General features: G+C 69.8%; 24 protein-coding genes. 1 reads left to right on the top strand and 23 read right to left on the bottom strand.

Going from position 1 to position 23,401, the window contains the following annotated elements; all coding sequences use genetic code 11:
• The 21 genes from AC3E6M_RS13335 to infC all read right to left on the bottom strand — a co-directional run.
• On the bottom strand, positions 1–773 hold a 773-nt coding region (locus tag AC3E6M_RS13335; protein WP_490530204.1), incomplete at its 3' end, for a DUF4184 family protein.
• 1 nt (position 774) lies between these two features.
• Positions 775–2,088, bottom strand: a complete 1,314-nt coding sequence (gene tyrS, locus AC3E6M_RS13340; protein WP_138174426.1) for a tyrosine--tRNA ligase — start codon at positions 2,086–2,088, stop codon at positions 775–777.
• A gap of 49 nt (positions 2,089–2,137) precedes the next feature.
• A complete protein-coding gene (locus tag AC3E6M_RS13345; protein WP_138174424.1) occupies positions 2,138–2,851 on the bottom strand; it encodes a hypothetical protein in 714 nt (237 codons plus the stop codon).
• Positions 2,848–3,495 (bottom strand): SatD family protein, encoded by a 648-nt coding sequence (locus AC3E6M_RS13350; RefSeq protein ID WP_490530205.1) that lies wholly within the window; start codon positions 3,493–3,495, stop codon positions 2,848–2,850. Before AC3E6M_RS13350 ends, AC3E6M_RS13345 begins: the two co-directional genes overlap by 4 nt.
• 49 nt (positions 3,496–3,544) lie before the next feature.
• Positions 3,545–4,975, bottom strand: a complete 1,431-nt coding sequence (argH, locus tag AC3E6M_RS13355) for an argininosuccinate lyase (RefSeq protein ID WP_490530206.1) — start codon at positions 4,973–4,975, stop codon at positions 3,545–3,547.
• A 42-nt stretch (positions 4,976–5,017) separates the two neighbouring features.
• Positions 5,018–6,136, bottom strand: coding sequence for a heparan-alpha-glucosaminide N-acetyltransferase domain-containing protein (locus AC3E6M_RS13360; RefSeq protein WP_490530207.1), 1,119 nt, complete (start codon positions 6,134–6,136; stop codon positions 5,018–5,020).
• Positions 6,133–7,059: an ornithine carbamoyltransferase gene (gene argF / locus AC3E6M_RS13365; RefSeq protein WP_138174416.1), complete on the bottom strand. Its 927-nt coding sequence runs from the start codon at positions 7,057–7,059 to the stop codon at positions 6,133–6,135. Before argF ends, AC3E6M_RS13360 begins: the two co-directional genes overlap by 4 nt.
• Positions 7,056–8,306: an acetylornithine transaminase gene (locus AC3E6M_RS13370; RefSeq protein ID WP_289508580.1), complete on the bottom strand. Its 1,251-nt coding sequence runs from the start codon at positions 8,304–8,306 to the stop codon at positions 7,056–7,058. Before AC3E6M_RS13370 ends, argF begins: the two co-directional genes overlap by 4 nt.
• The gene (argB, locus tag AC3E6M_RS13375) at positions 8,303–9,205 is read right to left on the bottom strand and encodes an acetylglutamate kinase (protein WP_138174414.1); all 903 of its coding nucleotides are present in this window, start codon (positions 9,203–9,205) and stop codon (positions 8,303–8,305) included. Before argB ends, AC3E6M_RS13370 begins: the two co-directional genes overlap by 4 nt.
• Positions 9,202–10,359, bottom strand: a complete 1,158-nt coding sequence (gene argJ, locus AC3E6M_RS13380; protein WP_490530208.1) for a bifunctional glutamate N-acetyltransferase/amino-acid acetyltransferase ArgJ — start codon at positions 10,357–10,359, stop codon at positions 9,202–9,204. The genes argB and argJ overlap by 4 nt, the downstream gene beginning before the upstream one ends.
• Complete coding sequence (gene argC / locus AC3E6M_RS13385; protein ID WP_490530209.1) at positions 10,356–11,405, bottom strand: N-acetyl-gamma-glutamyl-phosphate reductase; 1,050 nt, start codon at positions 11,403–11,405, stop codon at positions 10,356–10,358. The genes argJ and argC overlap by 4 nt, the downstream gene beginning before the upstream one ends.
• A 392-nt stretch (positions 11,406–11,797) precedes the next feature.
• Positions 11,798–14,344, bottom strand: coding sequence for a phenylalanine--tRNA ligase subunit beta (gene pheT / locus AC3E6M_RS13390; RefSeq protein ID WP_138174408.1), 2,547 nt, complete (start codon positions 14,342–14,344; stop codon positions 11,798–11,800).
• Positions 14,344–15,384, bottom strand: coding sequence for a phenylalanine--tRNA ligase subunit alpha (pheS, locus tag AC3E6M_RS13395; RefSeq protein WP_490530210.1), 1,041 nt, complete (start codon positions 15,382–15,384; stop codon positions 14,344–14,346). Before pheS ends, pheT begins: the two co-directional genes overlap by 1 nt.
• A 49-nt stretch (positions 15,385–15,433) precedes the next feature.
• The gene (locus AC3E6M_RS13400; RefSeq protein WP_490530211.1) at positions 15,434–16,342 is read right to left on the bottom strand and encodes an amino acid ABC transporter permease; all 909 of its coding nucleotides are present in this window, start codon (positions 16,340–16,342) and stop codon (positions 15,434–15,436) included.
• Positions 16,339–16,995, bottom strand: a complete 657-nt coding sequence (locus tag AC3E6M_RS13405) for an amino acid ABC transporter permease (RefSeq protein WP_138174402.1) — start codon at positions 16,993–16,995, stop codon at positions 16,339–16,341. The genes AC3E6M_RS13400 and AC3E6M_RS13405 overlap by 4 nt, the downstream gene beginning before the upstream one ends.
• Before the next feature lie 60 nt (positions 16,996–17,055).
• Entirely contained in the window at positions 17,056–17,955 is a 900-nt protein-coding gene (locus tag AC3E6M_RS13410) for a glutamate ABC transporter substrate-binding protein (protein ID WP_490530212.1), read from the bottom strand.
• Positions 17,956–18,064: 109 nt separating this feature from the next.
• Positions 18,065–18,826: an amino acid ABC transporter ATP-binding protein gene (locus tag AC3E6M_RS13415; RefSeq protein ID WP_490530213.1), complete on the bottom strand. Its 762-nt coding sequence runs from the start codon at positions 18,824–18,826 to the stop codon at positions 18,065–18,067.
• Positions 18,827–18,903: 77 nt separating this feature from the next.
• On the bottom strand, positions 18,904–19,701 hold the full coding sequence (locus AC3E6M_RS13420) for a TrmH family RNA methyltransferase (RefSeq protein WP_138174396.1): 798 nt from the start codon (positions 19,699–19,701) through the stop codon (positions 18,904–18,906).
• A 100-nt stretch (positions 19,702–19,801) separates the two neighbouring features.
• On the bottom strand, positions 19,802–20,185 hold the full coding sequence (gene rplT, locus AC3E6M_RS13425; RefSeq protein ID WP_063257942.1) for a 50S ribosomal protein L20: 384 nt from the start codon (positions 20,183–20,185) through the stop codon (positions 19,802–19,804).
• A 29-nt stretch (positions 20,186–20,214) separates the two neighbouring features.
• Entirely contained in the window at positions 20,215–20,409 is a 195-nt protein-coding gene (gene rpmI, locus AC3E6M_RS13430; RefSeq protein WP_013583375.1) for a 50S ribosomal protein L35, read from the bottom strand.
• 46 nt (positions 20,410–20,455) lie between these two features.
• Entirely contained in the window at positions 20,456–21,100 is a 645-nt protein-coding gene (gene infC, locus AC3E6M_RS13435) for a translation initiation factor IF-3 (protein WP_138174432.1), read from the bottom strand.
• Between the two features lie 226 nt (positions 21,101–21,326).
• Between infC and AC3E6M_RS13440 the strand changes: the two genes are divergently transcribed.
• Positions 21,327–21,731, top strand: a complete 405-nt coding sequence (locus AC3E6M_RS13440; protein ID WP_374208160.1) for a DUF1844 domain-containing protein — start codon at positions 21,327–21,329, stop codon at positions 21,729–21,731.
• A gap of 115 nt (positions 21,732–21,846) precedes the next feature.
• Here AC3E6M_RS13440 and AC3E6M_RS13445 read toward each other — a convergent pair whose 3' ends face one another.
• Both AC3E6M_RS13445 and priA read right to left on the bottom strand, forming a co-directional pair.
• On the bottom strand, positions 21,847–22,626 hold the full coding sequence (locus AC3E6M_RS13445; protein WP_138174394.1) for an SseB family protein: 780 nt from the start codon (positions 22,624–22,626) through the stop codon (positions 21,847–21,849).
• Positions 22,610–23,356 carry a bifunctional 1-(5-phosphoribosyl)-5-((5-phosphoribosylamino)methylideneamino)imidazole-4-carboxamide isomerase/phosphoribosylanthranilate isomerase PriA gene (gene priA, locus AC3E6M_RS13450; RefSeq protein WP_138174392.1) on the bottom strand — a complete coding sequence of 249 codons (747 nt, stop codon included), beginning with the start codon at positions 23,354–23,356 and terminating at the stop codon, positions 22,610–22,612. Before priA ends, AC3E6M_RS13445 begins: the two co-directional genes overlap by 17 nt.
• Between the last annotated feature and the right edge of the window lie 45 nt (positions 23,357–23,401).

A 23,401-nucleotide genomic window follows, 5' to 3' on the forward strand; every position in this document is an offset into this window, starting at 1 on the left:
CAGGCACGGCGACGGGCTTGCACGGCGAGGGCGAGTGCAACGGTCACGACGGCCCACGCGGTGGCGACCTTGGTGAGGACGCCGTAGACGAGATGGGTCGGTGTGAAGTCCGGACCGAATCCCCCGGCGAGGACGATGGCGATGGCGCTCGACACCAGCAGTGCGAGCGGGAGTGAGAGCCACCACGCCAGGCGGGCGGCATCCGGGATCACTCGGTTCACCGGCTGCGGAGCACGACGCGCGAGCCAGACCGCCGCGAAGACGGCGAGGACGACGAGACCGAACAGGCTCGATGCGTGCTGGAGCCACTTCACCCCGGGCAGCGGCCCCCACTGCTCATCGAGGACGGGAAACAGTTGCACTCCCGCCCGTCCCTCGTGCGTGAGGACATCCCACGCGATGTGGGTCAGGACTCCGAGTGCGAGAGAGGCGACGAGCCAGAGTACGGCCGCGACTCCCCCGCCGACGGTCTCGCGGAACGCCGATCGGGCACCGGCATCCCACTCCGCCGGCAACCGCTCGGCGACCGGCTTCGGCGTGAGTTCGCGCACCGCGGGGCGCAGGACGCACCGCCAGACCACCAGAAGCACGAAAGCGACGAGCACCGTCACGGGCACCCACAGCGGATCGTGCGTCATCGCGTAATCCGGCACCATGCCTCGAAGGAACAACGGCAGGTCGGGTGTCATCGCCCCCACGGCGATCGCCGCCGGCACCAGTCGCGTGCGCACGAACGGGAGTGCGACGACGGCGTGGCTCGGCGTGAAGGGCATGTCAGCCGACGAACACTCCGGCGAGGGTCTTCTTGCCACGACGCACGACCGACACTCCCCCGGGTAGAGACCCGGTGACCATGACATCGTCGGAGCCGACCTTCTCGCCGTCCAGGGAGACGCCGCCCTGCGCGATGGCTCGCCGCGCCTCGCTCAAGCTGCTCACGAGCCCTGTCGCCGTCAGCGCATCCACGACCGTCGAGCCCGCGGCGAGCGACGCGTGCGGGAGTTCCTCGAGAGCGGTACGGAGCACCGCGGCATCCAATGCGCGGAGATCACCCTGACCGAAAAGAGCCTCGGTGGCCGCGATGACCGCTTCGGCCGCCTCGGGGCCGTGCACCGTCGTGATCACCTCGCGCGCCAGTCGCTTCTGCGCCGCACGGCGGAAGGGCTCTTCGGCGACGAGACGGGCATACTCCTCGATCTCGGCGCGGGTGAGGAAGGTGAACACCTTCAAGCGTTCGACGACGTCGCGGTCATCGGTGTTGAGCCAGAACTGGTACATCGTCCAGGGGCTGCACATCTCGGCATCCAGCCAGATCGCGTTGCCCTCGCTCTTGCCGAATTTCGTGCCGTCGCTGTTGGTGATCAGTGGCGTTCCGATGGCGTGGGCGGAGACCCCTTCGACGCGACGGATCAGATCGGTGCCGCTGGTGAGGTTGCCCCACTGGTCGCTGCCCCCGGTCTGAAGGACGCAGCCGTACGCGCGGTAGAGCTCGAGGTAGTCCATCCCCTGCAGGATCTGGTAGCTGAACTCGGTGTAGCTGATGCCGGCCTCGGAGTTCAGCCGCGCGCTGACCGCATCCTTCTTGAGCATCGTGCCGACCCGGTAGTGCTTGCCGATCTCGCGCAGGAAGTCGATCGCGCTGAGGGGCGCCGTCCAATCGAGGTTGTTGACCATCCGCGCGGCACTGTCGCCCTCGAAGCTGAGGAAACGCTCGACCTGCAGACGCAGGCGGTCGACCCACTCGGCGACCGTCTCCCGCGTGTTGAGAGTGCGCTCGGCCGTGGGGCGGGGATCGCCGATCAGACCCGTCGACCCTCCGACCAGACCGAGCGGCCGGTGACCGGCGAGCTGCAGCCGACGCATCGTAAGCAGCTGGACGAGGTTACCCAGATGAAGGCTCGGCGCCGTCGGATCGAAACCGCAGTAGAAGACGATCGGGGGGCCGGCGAGGAGATCACGCAGGTCGTCCTGATCGGTCGAGACGTGGATCAGTCCGCGCCAGACCAGCTCGTCCCACACCGAATCGAAGGCAGGGTCGTTGGCAGGCTCGAGAGCGCGAACGGAAGCATCGTCGAAGGGCGCGGACACTGTCCCAGGCTATCAGCGGCGACCGGGCGCCTCGGTTGTCGGGCGCCGGTCAGACGCCCCCGACACCCCACCACACGAGGAACGCCGCGGCGAGCGCCGTGACCCAGCTGACGAGGCTCCCGATGAGGAAGTACTCCGCGCGATCGCCGCCCTCGCCGTCGCGGGAGATCTCGGGGAAACGCACGATGCCCTTGGCCGCAAGGACCGCCGCCAAGAGGGTGTAGGCGCTCGCGAGGGTCAGCGCGAAGACCAGGATGCGCTCGAGCGGGCCGATCAGACGCCCGCCGCGCAGGGTTCCGGGGGCGTCGCCGGTGGAGGGGGCCACGCGCTCCCCCATCTCGGCGCGCAGTGCGATGCGGACGACGGCGTTGCCGGACTCGAGGAGGAACAGCAGACAGCCGGCGACCAGGAACAGGACGTCGACGGAGATGCCCTCGCGCGGACCGTACGTGACCCACACCGCCCCGAGCAGTCCGGGGCTCGGACGCGCGGGTGCCACGACCACACAGGCGGCGGCGGCCACGCCCAGCAGCCCCACGGGCCAGAGTCCCGCCCGCGCCGGGCCCGATTCCGGCACGACCCAGGTCCAGATCGCCGCGACGGCGACGGCGAGGAGGCCGGCGACGATGGCATCCGCCCCGGCCGACAGCGCCACCAGCACTGCGGCCGCGATCACGAACGCCGCGATGCGGCGACCGGGGACGAGGCGGCGCACCAGGTCGACGCCGCCGACCGCGACCAGGAGCAGGCCCGCGGCGATCACGACGCGCCCCCGGAGCTCAGCGCCAGGAAGCCCTCGACGACAGCGGCCGACCCGGCGGAGGCGAGAGCCTGCGACACCGCGGACTGCGTGATGCCCTCGTCGGCGGCGAGATCGCGTTGCGACCGCCCCAGGCATCGGCCGTACGTGAGACGGCGCGTGCGTTCGCTCATCGACGACACCAGGTGATCGCGTAAGAGCACGTAGGCATTTGCCAGCGCCACCTCGTGCCGCACGACGGCATCCGCGGATTCGGAGGCCTCGACCCACGTGCGCGCGAGCGGCGCGCGGCGCTGCTGCATCGTCTCGACCCGCTCGATCGCCGCCCGGGCCGCCCACCACGCGGGCCCCTCGGGGATCGTGCGTCCGTCCAGCTCGACCGGACGCACCTCGCCGAACCCCACCCCGAAACGGCAGTCCACGCCATCGGGCAGGTTCAACCGCACCAAGAGCAGCGACGCCACGGCCGCGCCGATCGTGGCGTACTCGCCCTGCAGTTCGTCGCCCACCACCGCCGTGAGCGGGGCGAGCGCGAGCGGGATATCGGCGTCGGCGCGCGCGACGGCCGCCGCAATCGCACGCTGCGCCTCGGCTCGATCGCCCAGCTCGCGGGAGCGGACGATGTCGGCGATGACGGCGGCGATCATGTGATCAGCTTATAGCTTATTGATCATGCTTGATAAGCGAATGACTGATTCAGATACCGAGTGAGTGGGCGGCGGCCTGGGCGCGCGACACCAGTTCGGCGCGCTGCTCGTTCACCCTTTCCGGCGCGGTACCGCCGGCGCCGGTCCGACTCGCCACCGATCCCTCGATCGACAGCACGCCCCGTACCTCGGGCGTCAACGACGGAGAGACGGATGCCAGGAGGGCGTCGTCGGCGTCTTCCAGACCGATGCCCCGGTCTTCGCACGCACGCACCAGCGCGCCGGAGATCTCGTGCGCATCGCGGAAGGCGACGCCCTGCCGCACCAGCCATTCGGCGACGTCGGTCGCGAGGGAGAATCCCTGCGGCGCGAGTTCGGCCATCCGGTCGGTGTGGAAACGGAGGGTGGAGATCATCCCCGAGAACGCGGGCAGGACGAGCTCGAGGGTGCGGACCGAGTCGAAGACCGGCTCTTTGTCTTCTTGGAGGTCGCGGTTGTAGGCCAGCGGCAGACCCTTGAGCGTCGCGAGCAGACCGGAGAGGTTTCCGATCAGTCGTCCCGCCTTGCCGCGGGCGAGCTCGGCGATGTCGGGGTTCTTCTTCTGGGGCATGATGCTCGACCCCGTCGAATAGGCGTCGTCGAGGGTGACGAAGCCGAACTCCCGCGTGTTCCACAGGATGACGTCCTCTGCCAGACGAGAGAGATCGACGCCGATCATGGCGGTGATGAACGCGAACTCGGCGACCACGTCGCGCGACGCCGTTCCGTCGAGGGAGTTCTCGGCCGGGCGCGCGAGGCCGAGGCGGTCGGCGACCAGCTGCGGGTCGAGACCCAGGGTGGCCCCGGCGAGCGCACCACCGCCGTAGGGCGAGACCGAGGCCCGCACCGACCAGTCGCGCAGGCGCTCGATCCCGCGGACGAACGCCCAGCCGTACGCCTGCAGGTGGTGGGCGAGGAGCACGGGCTGCGCGTGCTGCAGGTGCGTGCGACCGGGCATGATGGCCGACTCGTGTGCGGCTGCTTGCGAGACGAGCGCGTCGACGAGCCGGAGCAGCTCGCGCGTGATGGTGCGGGAGTGGTCGAGCAGGTAGAGGCGGACGAGCGTCGCGATCTGGTCGTTGCGGCTGCGTCCGGCGCGGAGCTTGCCGCCCAGGGCCGGGCCTACCGTCTCGATGAGCACCCGCTCGAGGGCGCCGTGCACGTCTTCGTCGCTCGGAGCGGCGACGAGAGTGCCCGCCCGCACCCGATCGGCGAGGTCGTCGAGACCGGCGTGCATGTCGCGAGCCTCATCGGCGGAGAGATAGCCCGCGGCTTCGAGCGCGGCGGCGTGCGCGTGCGAACCGGCGATGTCGTACAACGCGAGGTCCCAATCGAAGTGCGTGGAGCGGCTGAGCGCCGCCAGCTCGGGAGAGGGCCCGCCCGAGAAACGGGCACCCCACAGGGCGCCCTCGTTCGTGGCCTGACCGGTCTCGCTGCTCATGCGTCCCAGCCTAGCGAGAGCAGCGGACACCACCCGGCCGGGTCAGGGCACGGGCGCCGGGGACGCGGCATCCGGTCGGGCGGGCCCACCCACCACACGACGCACGATGCCGTCGATCAGCACCTCGAGCGGTCCGCGGCCGATCAGGAGAGCCCACGCCGTGCACGCGGCCACGAGCCCCAGGGTCAGGGGCGGGAACAGTCCGGCCTCGCGCACGCCGAAGAGGTCGGACGTGTCGCCGAGCACCGCGGCGGCGAACACCGCCCATACGACCAGCTGCACCACGTAGGCCGTCAGCGGAAGGGACCCGACGGCCCGGATCGGGATCGCCAGCCACCGCAGCGGCGTCCGGCACGCCAACAGGCACATCCCGATCACGGCGATCGCGAAGCCACCGGAGCCGACGACCTCCCACACCCCCGACGAGTGCGCCTCGGCGCTCCACACCGCGGCGACGTACGGCCCGGCCGCCGACACGGCCGGCCCGGTCACGATCGCGACGCCATACCCGAGGGCGGACAGCGCCGCTCCGATCACCGTGATCGCGGCTTGCACGGGCAGCCGGCGCAGGTCGAGGCGCCCGAGACCCATGCCCGCCAGGAGGAACGCGATCCAGACGGGGAACGGATACGCCCAACCGACCAGCGCCTGCAGCTCCTCTCCCCCGCGTCCGTTCCACAGCGGCGCGGCGTCGAGAACGGGGAAGACCCACGGGGCGACGGCCGCGACGAGGGCCGCGGCCAGAAACAGACCGCGCGGCCGCATTCCGAGGAACGGCAGCGACAGTGCGAAGAGCAGCGCGTACGCCGGGAGGATCACGTAGACGGGGACCCCGGTGAGCACCAGCAGGATGCCGATCACCCAGAGCAGGGCACCGCGCAGGGCCAGCCGCCCGGCGGCGCGGGTACGGGCGGGCCCCACGAGGGGGCGCGTGCCCCCGGTGACCAGCGCGATAGAGACACCGGCGAGAGTGGCGAAGAGGATCGACGAACGGCCGTTGACCACATCGAGCCAGGTCGAGGGGTCGTCCGCATCGAACGGATCGATCGTCACGAGATGCGCGGCGAGCATCCCGACCACCGCCAGTCCGCGCGCGAGATCGATGCCGACGAGCCGGGCCGGGCCGTCGAAACGGCGCCAGGCCCGGCTCGCCCGCGTCATCGGTCCTGACGCAGCAGCCACACCAGCAACGCCTTCTGGGCGTGCAGTCGGTTCTCGGCCTCGTCCCAGACGACGCTCTGCGGACCGTCGATGACCTCGGCATCCACTTCGTACCCGCGGTCGGCGGGCAGGCAGTGGATGAAGATCGCCTCGCCGTCGGCGCGCGCCATGAGATCGGGGGTGACTTTGAACCCACCGAGATCGCGGATGCGGGCGATCTTCTCCTCTTCCTTGCCCATCGACACCCAGGTGTCGGTGACGACGACGTCGGCCCCGGATGCCGCGCCCTCGGGGTCGGAGGTCAACGTCACCGACCCTCCCGTCGCCGCGGCGATGCGCTCGGCGTCGGCGATCACGTCGGCGCGGGGCGCGTACTCCGCGGGGGACGCGACGCGCACGTGCATCCCGGCCGTGACACCGGCCAGGACGTACGAGTGCGCCATGTTGCTCTGACCGTCGCCGAAGAAGGACAGCGTCAGACCGGCCAGCTCACCCTTGTGCTCACGGATCGTGAGCAGGTCGGCCAGCAGCTGGCACGGGTGGAAGTCGTCGCTCAGCGCGTTGACGACGGGGACGCGCGTCCCCCGGGCCATCTCTTCGAGCCCGGCCTGCGCGTACGTGCGCCACACGATCGCGGCGACCTGCCGCTCGAGCACGCGCGCGGTATCGGAGGGGGTCTCCTTGCCGCCGAGCTGGCTGTTCGCGGTGGAGATGATCAGCGGGGAACCGCCGAGATCGGCGATGCCGACAGCGAAGGACACGCGCGTCCGCGTCGAGGACTTGTCGAAGATGACGGCCACCGTCTGAGGACCTTCGAGCGGCTTCTGGGCCCAACGGTCCTTCTTCAGCTCGATCGCAAGGTCGAGGATCTCGGCCTGCTCGGCCGGGCTCAGGTCGTCGTCGCGCAGCAGGTGGCGGGTCACGCGGGGGCTCCTTCGAGGATGAGGGCGTCAGAGACGGTGGCCAGCGCCGCGCCGAACAGGGACAGGAACTCCGCGATCTCGGCATCCCCGATGATCAGCGGCGGTGCGAGACGGATCGTGTCGTCGTTCGCGGCGTTGACGATCAGACCGTGCTCCTGCGCGGCAGCGACGACCGCCTTCGCGACGGGGCTCGAGAGCTCGACGCCCAGGAGCAGTCCACGTCCGCGCACACCAGCGACCAGCGGCGAGCCGAGAGCGACGATCCCCGCGCGCAGCTGCGTCTCGCGGGCGGCGGCGTTGGCCACCAGGCCGGCGGACTCGATCTCCTGGAGCACGGCACCGGCGACGGCCGTGCCCAGCGCGTTGCCGCCGAAGGTCGAACCGTGCGTGCCGGGGAAGAACAGCTCGCTCGCGGCACCGAAGGTGATGAGGGCGCCGATCGGGAACCCGCCGCCGATGCCCTTGGCCACGGTGATGGCATCCGGGACGATGCCCGCGTGCTGGAACGCGAACCACTCGCCGGTGCGTCCGGCACCGGTCTGGATCTCGTCGACGATGAGCAGGGCCCCGTGGCGCGCGGTGATCTCGCGCGCGGCTTCGAGATAGCCCTCGGGAAGCTCCACGACGCCCGCTTCACCCTGGATGGGCTCGACGATGAACGCCGCAACGCGATCGTCAAAGGCGGCTTCGAGCGCGTCGACAGTGGCGTCGATGTGCTCGACCCCCGGCACCATCGGGAGGAAGTCGGCCTGCAGAGCCGGCTTGCCCGTGAGCGCGAGCGCGCCCATCGTGCGTCCGTGGAACCCGCCCTTCAGGGTCAGGATGCGCGTGCGCTCGGTGCCCCGGCCGTGCAGGCGGGCGAGCTTGAACGCCGCCTCGTTGGCTTCGGCGCCGGAGTTGGCGAAGTAGACCCTGCCGGTCTCGCCGGTGCCGGCGAGCCGCTTCAGCCGGGCCGCGAGCGCCAGCTGCGGCGGCGTGGCGAAGTAGTTCGAGACGTGCGTGAGGGTGGCGGCCTGCGTGGAGACCGCCTCGACGAAGGCCGGGTGGGCGTGACCCAGCGCATCGACGGCGATCCCCGCCAGGAAGTCGAGGTACTTCTTGCCCTCGCCGTCCCAGATGTACGCCCCCTCACCGCGCACGAAAAGCGCCATGCGGTCGCCGAAGCTGCGCACGAGGTCGCGTCCGGCATCCTCCTGCCACGAAGGGCCGCGCAGCGACGTCGATTCCTGTGTCGTGTCCGCGTTCACGCGACCACCTCCGTTCCGATTCCCTTACTGGTGAAAAGTTCGACGAGCACCGAGTGCGGCACGCGGCCGTCGATGATCGCGGCCGTGGGCACTCCCCCGTCGACGGCGTCGAGGCACGCCTGCATCTTCGGGATCATGCCCGACTCCAGTCGCGGCACCATCGCGCGCAACTCGGTCGAGGTCAAGTGCGACACGAGGGAGTCGCGGTTGGGCCAGTCGGCGTACAGACCCGGGACGTCGGTGAGGACGACGAGCTTCGCGGCCTTCAGCGCCACCGCGAGCGCGGCCGCCGCGGCATCCGCGTTGACGTTCAGCGACGCACCCGGATGGTCGAGGTCGGGCGCGATGCTCGACACGATCGGCACTCGGCCCGCGGCGAGGTGATCGAGCACCGGCTGCGGGTCGACCGTGACGACATCGCCGACCCGGCCGAGATCGTGCTCGACCCCGTTGACGACGACGCCGCGACGGCGACCGCCGAACAGCCCCGCATCCTCGCCGCTGAGCCCCGTCGCGAGCGGTCCGTGCGCGTTGACCTTGGCCACCAGCTGCGGGTTGATCTGCCCGGTCAGCACCATCCGGACCACGCCGATCGCCTCGGTCGAGGTGACGCGGTAGCCGCCGCGGAATTCGCTCGGGATGTCGAGCCGGTCGAGCATCGACGAGATCTGCGGTCCTCCGCCGTGCACGACGACGGGCTTGACCCCCACGTAGCGGAGGTAGGCGATGTCGGCGGCGAAGGCGTCCTGCAGCTCGTCGCTCACCATCGCGTTGCCGCCGTACTTCACCACCACCACCTGGTCGCGGTACTTGCGCACCCACGGCAGCGACTCGACGAGAGTCACCGCCCGCTCGCTGGCTTCGGCCGGATCGGTGTCCTGGATATCGATGTCGCTCATGAGGAGTAGGCGCTGTTCTCGTGGACGTAGTCGTGCGTGAGGTCGTTGGTGCGGATCGTGGCCGCGGCCTCGCCGACCCGCAGGTCGATGACGAGGTCGGTCGCGCGCGGGGTCAGGTCGACCTCTTCGCGCGGGCGATCGGGTCCGCCCGCGGTGCACACGCGCACACCGTTCATCCAGACGTCGACGTCGTACGGGTCGAAGTCGGCGGACGTCGTGCCGATCGCGGCCAGGACGCGTCCCCAGTTGGGATCCTGTCCGAAGATCGCGGCCTTGAAGAGGTTGTTGCGGGCGACCGAGCGACCGACCTCGACGGCGTCATCCTCCGAGGCTGCGCCGACGACACGGATCGTGATGTCGTGGCTGGCGCCCTCGGCGTCGCCCTGCAACTGGGCGGCGAGGTCATCGCACACCGCGGTCAGCGCGGCGGCGAACTCGTCGGCATCCACCCGGATGCCGCTGGCGCCGCTGGACAGGAGGGTCACCTGGTCGTTCGTCGACATGCAGCCGTCCGAATCGAGGCGATCGAAGCTCACCCGGGTCGCCGCGCGCAGGGCCGCATCGGCCTGGGCGGCGTCGAGCACGGCGTCGGTGGTGACGACGACGAGCATCGTGGCCAGCCCGGGAGCGAGCATGCCCGCGCCCTTCGCCATGCCGCCGATGGTCCAGCCTTCACCGTGGTGAACGGCGCGCTTGGGACGGGAATCGGTGGTCATGATCGCCAGCGACGCGTCCTCGCCCCCGTCCGCCGAGAGGGCGGCGACGCCCTTCTCGACCCCGTCGAGCACCTTGGCCCGGAAGACCTCGTCGCCGGTGCCGATCAGTCCCGTCGAGCACACGACAACGTCGCCGGCCCCGACGCCGAGGAGCTCGGCGGCGCGCTCGGCCGTCTGGTGGGTGGTCTGGAAGCCGAACGATCCGGTGAAGCAGTTCGCGCCGCCGGAGTTGAGCACCACGGCCTCGACGACACCGTCGCGCACGACCTGCTCCGACCACAGGATGGGGTTGGCCTTGGCGCGGTTGGAGGTGAAGACGGCGGCACCCACCTTGTGCGGACCGCGGTTGACGACCACCGCGACATCGCGCGCGCCGGTCGATTTCAGGCCGACGGCGACACCGGCCGCCTCGAATCCTGCGGGGGCGGTCACGCTCACGGGGCGACTCCGTTCGTCGGAAGCGCCGTGGTCTCGGGGAGACCCAGCGCGATGTTCATGGACTGCACCGCGGCGCCCGCGGTGCCCTTCACCAGATTGTCGACGGCCGCGACGATCACGACGCGGTTCGCCGCGCGGTCGATCGCGAGACCGAGGGATGCCACGTTCGCGCCGAGCACGTCGGCCGTCCGCGGGAACGTCCCCGCGGGAAGCAGCTCGACGAAGGGCTCGTCGGCGTAGGCGCTCTCCCATGCGTCGCGGATCTCGGCATCCGTCACGCCCTCGCGGATCGGCGCGGAGGAAGTCGCGAGGATCCCGCGCGCCATCGGGACGAGCACGGGGGTGAACGAGATCCGGATGCCGTCGCCCGGCGCCCCTGCGGCGCGCAGCGCCTGGCGGATCTCGGGGATGTGCCGGTGTGTGCCGCCGACGGCATAGGGATTGGCGGTGCCGAGGATTTCACTCGCGAGGAGGTTCGTCTTCGCGGCTTTTCCGGCCCCGCTCGGGCCCACCGCGAGCACCGAAACGATGTCGCTCGGGTCGATGACACCCGCAGCAACGCCGGGAGCGAGCGAGAGCGACACGGTCGAGGCGTTGCATCCGGGTGCGGCGATCCGCGAGGCCCCGCGCAAGAGCTCGCGCTGCTTGCCGCCGCCCACGAGGAGTTCGGGAACGCCGTATGCCCAGGGCTCGGGGTGGACACCGCCGTAGAAGGCGGCCCAGTCCTCGGGCGAGACGAGCCGATGGTCGGCGCCGGCGTCGATGACGAGCGGGGTGTCGACCAGGGCGTCGGTGTACTGCGCGGACTGCCCGTGCGGTAGGGCCAGGAAGACGACATCGTGACCGGCCAGCACCTCGGGCGTCGTGGGCTGCAACTCGAGATGCGCGAGGGAGCGCAGGTGCGGCTGGTGCGCGAGGAGGGGCTGCCCGGCACTCGAGTGCGCGGTGACCGTGCGGATGTCGACGTCGGGATGATCGGCGAGCAAGCGGAGGATCTCGCCGCCCGCGTAGCCGGAGGCGCCGGAGACGGCGACCGAGAGGGTCATGGATCCACCTTAGGAGTCGGGGCTGGTGCTGCATTCAGCGTGAACCGGGGCGGCGACGCCCGTATGCCCGACCGACGGCGGGTTACGAGGTCGCCGAAACTCGGCGTGCGACCCGACGTCGACGCACCACAACGGTGCTCACGGAGAGCTCCTCGTTGCGGACGACGATCGACGACATTCCGCGAGAGTATCCGGCCTGCGCCGACGGGAGCAAATCCGCCGCGGGAGGGCGCCCGTCTCGACCGATGCGAGGGCATCCCTCGACATTTCTCAGCTTGTCCCCCATTTGGGGGACAAGTACGGGGTATGCTGATCGCACCTGCCCTCATCGTCGGCCACTTCCGACTGCCCCCTCGCCGGCGATGAGGGCAGGCACATGTCCGGGTGACATGTCAGCGACCCGGGACCTCCGCGCCCGCCGACTGCTCGCCGTCGCGCAAGACGGCACCGAAGCGCTCGGCCGCCACCGCGACACCCGCGAGCTTGGCATCCGACGCCTCCGCCGCGGTCAGCGTGCGGTCCGCGGCGCGGAACCGCAGCGCGAAGGTCAGACTCTTCGTCCCCTCGGCCACCCCGGTGCCGCGGTAGTCGTCCACGAGACGGGCCCCCTCGATGAGCGGAGCCCCACCCTCGAGCAGCGCCGCGCGGACGTCTCCGGCCGGGGTGCCGACCGGCACGACCACCGAGACGTCCTGCGTCGCCGCCGGGAACCCCGACAGGGATGCCACGACCACGCGGTTCTGCGCGCTCTCGAGGAGCGCGTCCAGGTCGAGCTCCGCCACGAGGACACGTCCCGGCAGGTCGGCGGCCGCTGCGACGGTCGGCAACAGCTCGCCCACGTAGCCCACGTCGGCACCCGCCACCCGGACACGCGCCGTACGACCGGGGTGCAGCGCCGCGCGCTGGGCCTGAACCAGCTCGACGTCGACTCCCGCGGCACCCGCGAGGATCCGCACGGCGTCGACCGCATCGGCGAGGTCGGCCGCGACCGCGGCCTGCCCCGGCTGCTTGGGAACGAGGTTCCCCGTCAGCAGCACGGCGACGTGCCGACGCTGCGGCGGGATCGAGGCATCCAGCGCCGTCAGCGTCGCCGCGTCGGGACGCACCGCCAGCGGCGGGACCGACGCGGTGCCGTACTGCACACCGGGCTTGGGAAGGAATACCGTGCCCGCCTCGAACAGCGCGAGGTCGACGATCCCCCGCGAGAGGTTGCGGTGCGCGACCTGCAGCAGGCCCGGGACGAGCGAGCGCCGCAGGAAGGGCGCCAGACCGTCGAGCGGGTTGGCGAGCTTAACGCTCGGCAACGTCTCGCCCGAGGGCGAGCCGTGCAGGTCGTTCTGCTCGGCGGTCGTGAACGGGAACGAGGGCGTCTCGACGAAGCCCGCCGCGGCCAGCGTGTTGCTCACGCGGCGACGGCCCTGCTGAGCGGAGGTCAGACCGCGCCCCGACGGCGGAGTGGGCAGCACGGACGGGATCCGGTCGTACCCCTCGATTCGCGCGACCTCTTCGGCCAGCGTCCACTTGTCGGTGAGGTCGGGACGCCATGACGGCGGGACGACCGACCAGCCGGTCTCACGGCGCTCGACGGTGCACCCGATCAGGCGCAGCGCACGCTCGACCTCGTCGTCAGTGTACTCGACGCCGATCAGCCCAGAAACGAACCCCGACGGCAGGACGATCGCGTCCCGCGTGAAGGTCTCGGCGAGCGATCCGCCGACCTCGGTGTCGAGAGAGCCACCGGCCAGCTCGACCATCAGCGACGCCACGCGCTCGGCCGCGACGAACGCGACGAGCGGGTCGACGCCGCGCTCGAAGCGCCGCGAGGCCTCGGAGGGCAGCTTGTGCCGGCGCGCCGTACGGGCGATCGAGACCTGGTCGAAGGTGGCCGCCTCGATCAGGACGTTGCGCGTCGCATCGCTCATCTCGGTCGGGCCACCGCCCATGACGCCCGCCAGACCGATGGGGCCGGACTCGTCGGTGATGAGCAGATCCTCGTCGTGCAGCGTACGCACCTGGCCGTCCAGCGTCTCGAGCTTCTCGCCCGCCGTCGCACGACGGACGGTGATCCCCCCCTGCAGACGGTCGAGGTCGTAGCCGTGGATCGGCTGGCCGAGCTCGAGCATGACGTAGTTCGTGATGTCGATCAGGACACCGAGCGACCGGATGCCGGCGAGCGACAGGCGCGTGATCATCCACGGCGGCGTGGGACGCGAGGGGTCCACGTCGCGGACGATGCGCGCGACGAACTGGCTCGCGCCGACGCGGCCACGGATGGGCGCGACGTCGTCGACCGTGATCGGGAAGCCCTGCGGCGTGCGGTCGCGCGCGGCGTCGTGACCGGCGCCCGGGTCGCGGAAGACCGCGCCGGTGGCGTGCGAGTACTCGCGGGCGACACCGCGCAGAGACAGCGCGTACCCGCGGTCGGGGGTGACGTTGATCTCGACGGCGATGTCGTCCAGGCCGAGCAGGGCGATCGCGTCGGAGCCCACGGGAGCGTCGATGCCGAGGTCGACCAGGCGCAGGATGCCGGAGTGCTCGCTGCCGAGTCCCAGCTCTTTCGCCGAGGCGATCATGCCGTCCGAGACATGACCGTAGGTCTTGCGTGCCGCGATCGGGAACGGCCCGGGCAGAACGGAGCCGGGCAGGGTCACCACGACCTTGTCGCCCTCGAAGAAGTTGCCGGCGCCGCACACGATGCCACGGACGCCGCCGTGCTCTTCGCCGACGTCGACCTGGCACCAGCGGATCGTCTTGCCGTTGGACTGCGGCTCAGGAGTGAACTCCTTCACCTCACCGACGACGATGGGGCCTTCGAGCTCGAAGCGATGCACGTCTTCTTCTTCGAATCCGACGGACACCAGCGCCGCGAGGACGTCGTCGGCCGTGGCATCCGCGGGCACGTCGACGTACTCGCGCAACCAGGAGAGCGGGACGCGCATCAGACCACCATTCCGAACTGCTCGCTGAAGCGGACATCGCCCTCGGCCATGTCGCGCATGTCTTGCACGTCGCTGCGGAACATGAGCGTGCGCTCGATGCCCATGCCGAAGGCGAAGCCCGAGTACTCCTCGGGATCGATGCCCGCGGCACGCAGGACATTGGGGTTCACCATCCCGCAGCCGCCCCACTCGATCCAGCGCGCCCCGCCCTTGAAGGTGGGATGCCACAGGTCGAGCTCGGCGCTCGGCTCGGTGAACGGGAAGAAGTTGGCGCGGAACCGCGTCTTGGCCTCGGGGCCGAACAGGACCCGGGCGGCGTGGTCGAGCGTGCCCTTGAGGTGGGCCATCGTGATGCCCTTGTCGATGACCAGACCCTCGAACTGCGTGAAGACGGGAAGGTGCGTCGCGTCGAACTCATCGGTCCGGTACACCCGACCGGGGCACAGGACGTAGATCGGCAGGTCGCGCTCGAGCATCGACCGCACCTGGACGGGGCTCGTGTGCGTGCGCATCACGAGGTGGCGGGCGACCGGGTCGACGAAGAACGTGTCCTGCATCTGCCGCGCCGGGTGATCGACGTCGAAATTGAGCGCGTCGAAGTTGAACCACTCGTGCTCGAGCTCGGGGCCCTCGGCGATCTCCCACCCCATGCCGACGAAGATGTCGGACACCTGCTCCTGCAGGAGCGAGATCGGATGCCGCGCCCCCACGCGGGCGCGCTGCGGAAGGGCCGTGACATCCACCCGCTCCGCTTCGAGCCGCGCGGCGGTTTCGGCCTCGGCGAGTTCGCCTTCGCGCGCGGCGAACGCCTGGTTCACGCGGCCGCGCGCCTGGCCGACGAGCTTGCCGAACTCGGCCTTGTTCTCGGGGGCGACGTTGCGCAGCTGGGAGTTCAGGCGGGCGAGCGAGGACTGCTCCCCCGCGTGAGCGGAGCGAGCGGCCTTCAGGTCTGCGGTCGTCGCGGCGCCGGCGATCGCCGCGAGAGCGGCATCGACGGCGGAGGCGACGGCCTCGGGGGTGATCTCGGGTGCGTCGGACACGAGATGAGAGTCTACCGACGGGCGGGGACACTGCCCCGCCCGCCCGTGGTCAGAGACCCGACGCGTCGTTCTTCCCGAGCCCGCGCTGGGCGACGATGAGCTCGGTGTCCGTGCCGGCCTGCTGCGGCACGGCGGCCGCGACCTGCGGGGAGCGCGGCGAGCGGCGCAGTCGTTTCTCGACGAGGGTGGCGACGTACGACAGCAGGAGGCACAGCGAGATGTAGATCGCGCCGACGATGATCGTGGCCGGGATGATCGGCGAACCGACGCTCGGTTGCGCACCGATGTACTTCGCGTAGAACAGCAGCTCGGGGTAGGTGATGATGAAGCCGAGAGCGGTGTCCTTCAGCGTCACCACGAGCTGCGCGATGATCACCGGCATCATGGCGCGGATCGCCTGCGGAAGCAGCACCAAGCGCATGACGCCCGCCTTGCGCAGACCGATCGCGTATCCGGCCTCACTCTGACCCCGCGGCAACGATTCGACGCCGGCGCGGATGACCTCCGCGAGCACCGAGCCGTTGTAGCAGACCAGCGCGATGACGACGGCCCAATAGGGCTCCATACGGATGCCGATGACCGGGAAGCCGTAGTACAGCAAGAACATGAAGATCAGCACCGGGATGGCGCGGAACACCTCGATGACCGCGGTGAACGGCCAGCGCACCCAGGCGTGGTCGGACAGGCGACCGATCGCCAGGACGAAACCGAGGGCGAGCGCGCCGACGGCGGCCGCGGCGAACGCGGCGAGCGTGGCCACCGTGGACTGCAGGACCTGCATCCACACGTTGCTGTAGGTGAAGGCCGACCACTTCTGCGCCGTGAACTGACCCGTCGCGGCCAACCGCCACACGAAGAATCCGACGATGGCGAGCACAACCAGGATCGTCACCACTCCGAGGATCCGGTTGCGGGCGATCGCTTTGGGGCCCGGGACGTCGTACAGGACACTGCTCATCGGGCGATCCTCCACCGGTTCTCGAGAGTTCGCTGGAGCCACGAGAGCAGCAGCACCAGGGCGACGAAGGCCACCATGATCCACAGGATGACGACGAAGGCGTTCTCGCCCCGCTCACTGAGGTAGTTGCGCACCGAGCCGAGGTTCACGATGGAGAAGCCCGCGGCGACAGTGGTGTTCTTCAGCAGGGCGATGAACACGCTCATCATCGGGGGGATGACCGAGCGGAACGCCTGCGGCAGCACGACCAGGCCCATCACCTGGCCGAAGCCGAGCCCGAGGGCACGGGCGGCTTCGGCCTGACCCACCGGGACCGTGTTGACGCCGGAGCGGATCGCTTCGGCGACGTACGTGGCGGTGTAGATGCCGAGCGCGCAGATGCCGAGCGTCAGCGAGACCTCGCCGGTCAATCGCAAGCCGAGGAGCGGTGGCAGGGCGAACACGAAAGCGAAGAACACGAGCGTGAGGGGCGTGTTCCGAATGGCACTGACATAGAACGTGCCGACGCCACGAGCGATCGGCACGGGTGAGACGCGCATCGCGCCGACGATGATGCCCAGTACGAGCGCGAGCGCGCCGCCCGCGAAGAACAGCACGAGCGTGCCGACGAGCGCTTGGCCCCAGATGTCGAGGTTGCCGGTGATGACACCCATGCGTGGTCCTTGTCTTGGTCGGGGGTTCGGGGGCGGCGCGGCGCGCCGCCCCCGAACGGATCACTCGTCGGCGGTGGGCTGCTGGCCCGTGATGCCGGCCGGTGCCAGATTCTTGTCGAACAGCGCGGTCCAGATCTCGCCACCGTCGTTGAAGAGGGTGTTGATGTGGTCCTTCAGGACGGTGTCGCCCTTGGGCAGACCGACGCCGTAGCGCTCTTCGCTGAAGGTGTCGCCCGCGATCTTGAACGCGTCGGGCTCCTGCGCCACGTAACCGGCGAGGATCGCCTGGTCGGTGGTCACGGCGTCCACGGAGCCGGCCCGCAGCTGCTCGAGGCACTGGGTGTAGGTGTCGTACTCGACGGTGTCGCCGGGCGCGTACTCGTCACGGATGCGCTGCAGAGGCGTCGAGCCCGTCACGGAGCAGACGATCTTGCCGGCGAGGTCATCGGGACCGTTGATCGAGTCGTTGTCCGCCGCGACCAGCAGACCCTGGCCGGTGATCAGGTACGGACCGGCGAAGTCGATCTGCTGCTTGCGCTTGTCGGTGATGGAGTACGTACCGACGTAGTAGTCGATGTTGCCGTTGACGAGCTCCTGCTCGCGGTTGGCCGACGGGATCGTCTTGTACTCGATCTTGTCGGCGTCGAACCCGAGCGACGCGGCGATCCACTGGGCGATCTCGACGTCGAAGCCGCCGCGCTCGTTGCTCACGGGGTCTTTGAAGCCGAGACCGGGCTGGTCCTCCTTGACACCGACGACGACCTTGTCGGCCGCGGCCATGCGCTCGTAGGTGGGGCTGCCGTCGAGCGAGACGTCGGAGGCCACCTCCCAGAGCTGGGTCGAATCGCCGCTGCCGTCGGCTCCGGGCGCCGCACCCGGGGTCCCGCTGTTGCAGGCCGTCAGGGCCAGCAGGCCGGCGGCGACGATACTCGCGCCGGCGAGAAAACGTGTCTTACGCATGTGATGTCTCCTTGGTTACGTGTGCTGTGCGGAGGGGATACGAGGGGGTGGCACGTCGGGTCGGCCGGAGGCGGTGCGGGAGGCGGAACGTCGTCGTTCCGCCCCGGAGTCAGTGCGTGATGAGCTTCGAGAGGAAGTCCTTCGCACGATCGGATTCGGGGTGCGTGAAGAACTGCTCGGGCGTGGCCTGCTCGACGATCTGCCCGTCGGCCATGAACACCACACGGTTGGCGGCCTTGCGGGCGAAGCCCATCTCGTGCGTGACGACGATCATCGTCATCCCGTCCTTCGCGAGCCCGACCATCACGTCGAGGACCTCGTTGATCATCTCGGGGTCGAGGGCCGAGGTCGGCTCGTCGAAGAGCATGACCTTCGGCTTCATCGCGAGGGCGCGGGCGATCGCGACGCGCTGCTGCTGGCCGCCGGAGAGCTGCGCGGGCAGCTTGTCGGACTGGTGGCCCACGCCCACGCGGTCCAGGAGAGCGCGCGCTTCTTTCTCGGCATCCGCCTTCTTCATCTTGCGGACCCTGATCGGCCCGAGGGTGACGTTCTCGAGGATCGTCAAGTGGGCGAAGAGGTTGAACGATTGGAAGACCATGCCCACATCGGCACGCAGCTTCGCCAATCCCTTGCCTTCTTCGGGCAGCGCCACACCGTCGATCGTGATCGATCCGCTCGTGATCGTTTCGAGGCGGTTGATGGTGCGGCAGAGGGTCGACTTGCCCGAGCCGGAGGGGCCGATGACGACGACGACTTCGCCGCGGTCGACGGTCAGATCGATGTCCTTCAGAGCCTGGAACTGTCCATAGTGCTTCTGGACGCCGGAGAGGACGACGAGGGGCTCGGAGCCCGCCGGGGGAACGGATGCCATTTCCCCACCCTATGAGACGGCCGGGAATGCGACCACCTTCTTGCGGACGCCTTAACCGTTCTGTAACAGCGGGTGACTCAGCCCGCGCGTTGGGCGAAGGCGGTCTCGTACAGGCAGACGCTCGCGGCGGTGGCGAGGTTCAGCGACTCCGCTCGCCCGTAGATGGGAAGCCGTAACGAGAGATCCGCGTACCCGAGCGCGGAATCGTCCAGACCCCGGGCTTCGTTCCCGAACAACCACGCCGTCGGCTCGGCCAGCAGGCGGCGGGACGTGAGGAAATCCTCACCCCCGATATCGGCGGCAACCACCCGCAACCCCACCTCGTGCACGCGCTCGACGACGTCGCTCAGCTCCAGATCCACTGCGACCGGGAGATGAAACAGCGACCCCGTGGTCGACCGCACGACCTTCGGGTTGTACAGGTCGACCGTGCGACCCGTCAGGATCACGGCGTCCGCGCCCGCCGCATCGGCGGCGCGGATGATCGTGCCGAGGTTGCCCGGATCACGCACCTCCTCGCAGATCGCGAGCAGGCGCGGCTGCGTGGCGAGGATGTCCTTGAGAGCCGTCGGCGACTGCCGGGCCACCGCGACGATGCCCTGCGGCGTGACGGTGTCGGCCATGGCATCCAGGACCGCTTCGGTCGTGTACTGCACATCGACGTCGGCGTCGACGGCGGCGTCGCGGACGTCGGTGTGCTTCTCGAGTGCCGTCGGAGTGCCGTAGAGCTCGAGCACCGTCTCGGGCGCCCAGGCGAGGGCTTCACGCGCGGCCTGAGGCCCCTCGAGGAGGAACAGACCGGTCTCCTGCCGGGCCGCGCGCTTGCTCAACTTGGCCACGGCGCGCACCCGCGGCGAACGAGGGTTCTCCAGCACGCACCCAGTGTATGACGCGACCGGCATGCATCCCGGAGAACGGCGGGGAAACGCCGAACGGGCGCCCTCCGAGGAGGACGCCCGTTCGTGGAACCGGTGATTACGCGGTCTTGGCGGCGTTGACGTCGCTGGGCAGCGCGGCCTTGGCCGTCGCGACGAGCGAGGCGAACACGGCCGGTTCGTTGACCGCGAGCTCGGCGAGCATGCGGCGGTCGACCTGAACACCCGCGAGGCCGAGGCCCTGGATGAAGCGGTTGTACGTGAGACCGTTCTGGCGGCTCGCGGCGTTGATGCGCTGGATCCACAGACGACGGAAGTCGCCCTTGCGCTTGCGACGGTCACGGTATGCGTAGACCAGGGAGTGAGTGACCTGCTCCTTGGCCTTGCGGTACAGGCGCGAACGCTGACCGCGGTAACCGGACGCGCGCTCGAGGATGACGCGACGCTTCTTGTGGGCGTTGACAGCCCGCTTGACTCTAGCCATTTCTGTTCTTTCCTAACGTGCGTCGGCGCTCAGAGGCCGAGGAGCTTCTTGGCGACCTTGGAGTCGCCCTTGGCCAGGACCTGCTCCTGGTTCAGGCGACGGGTGCGCTTGGAGGCCTTGCCCTCGAGGTTGTGCCGCATGCCGGCCTGCTGCTTCATGAGCTTGCCGCTACCGGTCAACTTGAAACGCTTCTTGGCGCCCGAGTGGGTCTTCTGCTTCGGCATCTGTCTTCCTTCGTTGGGTATCCCGGCACTGCGGGAGACGGGGGGCTTACTCGGCGGACGCCGGAGCAGCGTGGTCGTCGGGGGCCGAGTCGCCGCGGGCCGCGCTGCGCGCCGCCTCACGGTTCGCCGCGCGCTGCGCGTTCTGCTCGGTCTTGACCTCGGACTTGTTCTTGTGAGGAGCGACCACCATCACCATGTTGCGGCCGTCGATCGTGGGGTTCGACTCGACGGTGCCGAACTCGGCGACGTCCTCCGCGAACTTGCGGAGCAGACGCACACCCTGCTCGGGACGCGACTGCTCGCGACCGCGGAAGAGGATCATGGCCTTCACCTTGTCGCCCGCCTGGAGGAATCCCTCAGCGCGCTTGAGCTTGGTGATGTAGTCGTGGGCCTCGATCTTCAGGCGGAACCGGACCTCTTTCAGGACCGTGTTGGCCTGGTTACGACGCGTTTCCTTGGCCTTCTGAGCGGCCTCGTACTTGAACTTGCCGTAATCCATGATCTTGACCACGGGCGGCTTCGAGCTCGGCGCAACCTCGACCAGGTCGAGGTCCGCTTCCTGGGCCAGGCGCAGCGCAGCTTCGATTCGGACGATGCCGACCTGCTCGCCGTTGGGTCCGACGAGACGGACCTCCGGGACTCGGATGCGCTCGTTGGTGCGGGGATCGCTGATGCGGAACTCCTCTTTCATGCGGATGGCGGCCGCCGCGATCCATGGGAATCGCGGGCGAAGAGGAGAACATGCCACCCGGCACGGTGCTCAGAGCACCGGCTTCTGCACCCTGACAGCTCTGTACGGAACGGAGCGGAGTGCGGGAACCCGGTAGCCTGGAGCGGCAAGCGCGGGTGGGATGTCATCCTCTTTCGTACGGAGCAGAACACTCCGAAGCCCGCCATAGTCTAGCAGAGAGAAACACGTGGACACGATTCCCCCCGACGACAGCCGCGCCGCCCAGGACGCCGAGCGTCTTGCGAGGTGGGAGGAGCAGGAGCGCGTCTCCGCCTCCGCCTCCCGCGACATCGCCGACGTCCCCGCCGTCGAGGTCATCACCACGACCGCCGTCCACCTCATGAGCGCCGCGGCGATCAAGGTCGGACTCGCCGACGACCCGCAGCAGCAGCTCGACCTCGACGAGGCCCGCAAGCTCATCAACGCCCTCGCCGGCCTCATCACCGCCGGGGCGCCCGAGATCAGCGACATGCACGCCCGATCGCTCCGCGACGGTCTGCGATCGCTGCAGCTCGCGTTCCGCGAGGCCTCGGTCATCCCCGACCCGATCGGCAAGGGTCCGGGCGAGAAGTGGACGGGTCCCGTCACGTAGGTCGCGGGAACCTCGGTACCGGCCTCCCGATGCCGCGGGAACAGGGCGATTCGGCGGGCGCGCGAAACAGACTGTTCTCGACGCGAAGCCTGTTCTCGCGACGACGTGGAGGCGGTCAGATGTCGGTGGGGCGGTGCAGCTTCACCGTCAGGGAGTCCACGAGCACGGCGACCCGGTCGTCCGCCGCCCACCGACGCGCGAGGCGCGCGAGGACCGCGTCGAGCTCGTCCTGCGCGAGGCCGGCCATGAGCCGCAGGTGCACGACCAGCTCGGGGCCGCGCAACCGCCCGAACGGGTCCCCCGGCTGCACGGCGAGGTCGAGCACCGCCAGCTCACCGGAGATGCTCTCCTGCAGGCCCGTGAACACGGCCGGGGACACGTGCGCGGGCTCCCACGCCTCCCCCTGAGCGATCGCCCACACCGCGGGGCGGCGCAACACGAATTCGGTCTCGGAAGTCGGATCGATGACGATCAACTCGGTGTCTTCCGACGCCGCCGCCAGAGCGGTGCGGCGGCCGTCCGCGGGGACAGGGCGCGCGGTGGCATCCCAGCGCTGCATCGCCTCGACCGAGCTGAACACCGGCAACACCTTGCGGCCGTCGGGGGCGGCCACCGTCACGATCGACAGCTCTTGCGTCTTGTCGACCTCCAGCCCGTGCGGGCCGACGCCGTGGTCGCCCTTCTCGGCGACGAGCGGGATCAGCAGGCGAGCGGTGCGGTAGGCCTCGACGACGGCACGGGCGTCGCCCTCCCCCGTCGAGACGGCCTGCAGGGCGATCAAGAGGGCGGGGTCGGCAGAACCGTCGTCACCGGAGTGCGGGTTCGACTCGAAACGACGCCCCTCCCAAGGGACGCCCGCCGAGTCGGCGCGATGGTCGTCAGTGCCCGGCGACATCCAGCGCCTCGGCGAGGGTGAACTGGCCCGCGTAGAGGGCCTTGCCCACGATCGCCCCTTCGACGCCGAGCGGCACCAGCTCGCGCAGCGCCACGATGTCGTCGAGGCTCGACACTCCGCCGGAGGCCACGATGGGCTTCGGCGTGCGCTGCGTCAGCTCGCGCAGAAGCTCGAGGTTGGGGCCGCGGAGCGTGCCGTCCTTGGTGACATCGGTCACGACGTACCGGCTGCAGCCGGCGTCCTCGAGACGCTCGAGCACCGTCCACAGGTCGCCGCCGTCGCGCGTCCATCCGCGGGCGGCCAGGGTCGTGCCGCGCACGTCGAGCCCGACCGCGATCGCCTCGCCGTAGCGGTTGATGACGTCCGCGGCCCACTCGGGGTTCTCCAGGGCGGCGGTACCCAGGTTGATGCGACTGGCGCCGCTCTCCAGAGCCGCCTCCAGGGACCGGTCGTCACGGATGCCGCCGGAGAGCTCGACCTGCACGCCCTTGACCTGCTTGATGACCTTGCGCATCACCGCGGTGTTGTTGCCGCGGCCGAACGCGGCGTCGAGGTCGACGAGGTGGATCCACGCCGCACCCTGGCGCGCGAAGTCCAGCGCGGCATCCACCGGGTCGCCGTAGCTGGTCTCGGTGCCCGCCTCTCCCTGGGTCAGTCGGACGGCCTTGCCGTCGGCGACATCAACCGCGGGCAGAAGGACAAGCTCGGGCGTGGACGCGAAATCGTTCATGGCTCCTCGTGCCGGCAGGCGCCTCTCGCCAGCCCCGGGCACGAG

It is taken from the genome of Microbacterium sp. SCPM-O-B-15248 (M128) (assembly GCF_058214835.1).

Bases quoted from the DNA above. Each gene is read 5' to 3' on its own strand.
- AC3E6M_RS13350 (WP_490530205.1), bottom strand. From the start codon at position 3,495: ATGATCGCCGCCGTCATCGCCGACATCGTCCGCTCCCGCGAGCTGGGC.
- argH (WP_490530206.1), bottom strand. From the start codon at position 4,975: ATGAGCAGCGAGACCGGTCAGGCCACGAACGAGGGCGCCCTGTGGGGT.
- AC3E6M_RS13360 (WP_490530207.1), bottom strand. From the start codon at position 6,136: ATGACGCGGGCGAGCCGGGCCTGGCGCCGTTTCGACGGCCCGGCCCGG.
- argB (WP_138174414.1), bottom strand. From the start codon at position 9,205: ATGAGCGACATCGATATCCAGGACACCGATCCGGCCGAAGCCAGCGAG.
- argC (WP_490530209.1), bottom strand. From the start codon at position 11,405: ATGACCCTCTCGGTCGCCGTCTCCGGCGCCTCCGGCTACGCGGGCGGC.
- pheT (WP_138174408.1), bottom strand. From the start codon at position 14,344: ATGCGCGTCCCGCTCTCCTGGTTGCGCGAGTACGTCGACGTGCCCGCG.
- AC3E6M_RS13400 (WP_490530211.1), bottom strand. From the start codon at position 16,342: ATGAGCAGTGTCCTGTACGACGTCCCGGGCCCCAAAGCGATCGCCCGC.
- AC3E6M_RS13405 (WP_138174402.1), bottom strand. From the start codon at position 16,995: ATGGGTGTCATCACCGGCAACCTCGACATCTGGGGCCAAGCGCTCGTC.
- AC3E6M_RS13410 (WP_490530212.1), bottom strand. From the start codon at position 17,955: ATGCGTAAGACACGTTTTCTCGCCGGCGCGAGTATCGTCGCCGCCGGC.
- AC3E6M_RS13415 (WP_490530213.1), bottom strand. From the start codon at position 18,826: ATGGCATCCGTTCCCCCGGCGGGCTCCGAGCCCCTCGTCGTCCTCTCC.
- rplT (WP_063257942.1), bottom strand. From the start codon at position 20,185: ATGGCTAGAGTCAAGCGGGCTGTCAACGCCCACAAGAAGCGTCGCGTC.
- rpmI (WP_013583375.1), bottom strand. From the start codon at position 20,409: ATGCCGAAGCAGAAGACCCACTCGGGCGCCAAGAAGCGTTTCAAGTTG.
- infC (WP_138174432.1), bottom strand. From the start codon at position 21,100: ATGAAAGAGGAGTTCCGCATCAGCGATCCCCGCACCAACGAGCGCATC.
- AC3E6M_RS13445 (WP_138174394.1), bottom strand. From the start codon at position 22,626: ATGTCGCCGGGCACTGACGACCATCGCGCCGACTCGGCGGGCGTCCCT.
- priA (WP_138174392.1), bottom strand. From the start codon at position 23,356: ATGAACGATTTCGCGTCCACGCCCGAGCTTGTCCTTCTGCCCGCGGTT.